Source organism: Rhizobium mongolense USDA 1844 (genome assembly GCF_000419765.1).
Classification (GTDB): domain Bacteria; phylum Pseudomonadota; class Alphaproteobacteria; order Rhizobiales; family Rhizobiaceae; genus Rhizobium; species Rhizobium mongolense.
This window is the reverse complement of sequence record NZ_ATTQ01000088.1, coordinates 1-1,676: the sequence shown is the minus strand read 5'-3', so window position 1 is coordinate 1,676 and position 1,676 is coordinate 1. Positions and strand designations below refer to the sequence as shown.

Annotated in this window: 1 protein-coding gene; it reads left to right on the top strand. The window is 63.1% G+C overall.

Going from position 1 to position 1,676, the window contains the following annotated elements; genetic code table 11:
• Positions 1 to 171: 171 nt before the first annotated feature.
• On the top strand, positions 172 to 1,676 hold a 1,505-nt coding region (locus A3C3_RS40975), incomplete at its 3' end, for a non-ribosomal peptide synthetase (RefSeq protein ID WP_198019879.1).

Below are 1,676 nucleotides of genomic sequence, written 5' to 3'. Positions count from 1 at the left end.
GGCATCACAATCACGACAGACAGCTGTTCTGTCGCTGGCGATCTGACGACAAGCCAAAGTGCTGGGTCAGCCCCATGCGGCGATTTGCTGACGTTGGAGGTTTGCGCTCTGGATGGGAGCTGTCGATGGCATTTTGATGCCAGCCGATTGGCGCCGAAGCAGATCGACCGCATGACGCAGCATCTGCAAAATCTGTTGGATTGCGCGATGGCCGATGCGCGGCAGCCGGTCGGCCGCATCGACATCCTGCCGGCCGACGAACGCACATACCTGCTGGAGGATCTGAACCGGACGGCGGCGGCCTATCCCTCAGAAGTGTGCATCCATCAGCTGTTCGAACAGCAGGTGCAAAAGGCGCCGGACGCGGTGGCGGTGGTCTATGAGGACGAGCGGCTGAGCTATGGCGCGCTCAATGCGCGCGCCAACCGGCTGGCGCATCATCTGATCGGGCTCGGGGTGAGGCCCGGGGATCGCGTTGCGACAGTGCTGGACCGCTCCGTCGCCCTTGTGGTGGCGCAGCTGGCGATCCTGAAGGCGGGCGGAGTGTATGTGCCGATCGATCGCGCTCTTCCATCTGCGCGACAAGAATGGCTGATGGCCGATTGTGCTGCGCGCCTGGTGCTTAGCCAGAGTGACGATGATGATCTGCTTGAGGTGACGATCCCTGTTCTGGCGATTGAGCCGCTCATGACCGGAGCAGGGTCTAGTGCCGATCCTGGCCTGGCATTGAGCGCCGAGGCTGCCGCTTACGTGATGTACACGTCCGGCTCAACTGGCCTTCCGAAGGGAGTTGTTGTTGCTCACCGTGCGGTCAACCGGCTCGTCATCAACAATGGCTATGCGCAGTTCAGCTCGAGTGATCGTGTGGCGTGGGTGGGCAATCCCGCGTTTGATATCAGTACCCTGGAAGTGTGGGCACCGCTGCTACACGGTTCAAGCCTGGTTGTGATTCCACAAATTGATGTGCTGCAGCCAGAGGTGCTGCGCCGTCTGGTTCAGCAGCATGGCATTACCGTCCTGCATCTGACAGCCGGGTTGTTTAGGCAGAGCGCTGATGATTTAGGCCCGGCGCTGGCAAGCTTGCGGTTGCTATTGGTCGGCGGTGATGCGGTTGATGTGGCGACAGTAGCACGGGTCTTGAGGGGGAGCCGACCGCAGCATCTCTTGCACTGCTACGGTCCGACCGAGACGACAACCTTTGCGACAGTCTGCGAGATTACCGCGATTGATGAGACGTTTGGCCGGCTCCCCATCGGGCGTCCGATTGCGAACACGCGGGTGTATCTGCTGGACGGCCATGGTGGGCCTGTGCCGTTCGGGGCGGTGGGTGAGCTTTACATCGGCGGGGCGGGGGTGGCGCGCGGCTACCTGAACCGCCCCGAGCTGACGGCGGAGCGTTTCCTGGCCGATCCGTTCAGTAAGGAGCCGGGAGCGCGGATGTACCGGACCGGCGACCTGGCGCGCTACCTGCCGGACGGCAATCTGGAATTCCTGGGCCGCAACGACGACCAGGTGAAGATCCGCGGCTTCCGCATCGAGCCGGGCGAGATCGCCGCCCGGCTTGGCGAGCACGCCTGGGTGCGCGAGGCGGTGGTGGTGGCGCGCCAGGACCGTGCCGGCGACAAGCACCTTGTCGCCTATGTCGTGTGTGGACCCGAGGCAGGATCGGACGACGA